Source organism: Arcanobacterium bovis (assembly GCF_004331995.1).
Taxonomy (GTDB): Bacteria; Actinomycetota; Actinomycetes; order Actinomycetales; family Actinomycetaceae; genus Arcanobacterium_A; species Arcanobacterium_A bovis.
In genome coordinates, this window is the sequence record NZ_SJDT01000025.1 from 1 (window position 1) to 399 (window position 399).

General features: G+C 54.1%; 1 protein-coding gene. It reads right to left on the reverse strand.

Annotation, left to right across the window (positions count from 1 at the left end):
• Positions 1 to 92: 92 nt before the first annotated feature.
• Positions 93 to 399, reverse strand: a 307-nt coding sequence (locus EZJ44_RS08620; protein WP_165496171.1) for a C40 family peptidase, incomplete at its 5' end; no start/stop codon positions are given.

Genomic DNA, 399 nt, shown 5'->3' on the forward strand with positions numbered 1-399 from the left:
GTAGGATGCGAAGCTTTTCATGAGTGATTCACTGCCCGCGCCAAAAGATCCACCGAGAATTGCGGTGAGCATATAGATAACAGCGTCTTGGATCATGGTCGGCCTCCTCCGATGAATCCTGCGTAAATGTTTCCAATGACGACGCCGACGCCAGGGCGTGCTGCGTGGATCATTTTCCCGTTACCGAGCGCTATACCGACATGGACAATGTTGTTGGGTGATCCGGAAGGGCTGAAGAAGACGAGATCGCCTGGTCTGAGTGTGTTCAGATTATGGTTGATATGGCCACGGGCGGCGATAAATGAGTATTGCTGTTGGGCTGTGCGTGGCAGTGCGAAGCCGTGACGTAGATACGTCCACGAGGTCAGCCCGCTACAGTCGAAAGCAGATCCTCCTGCC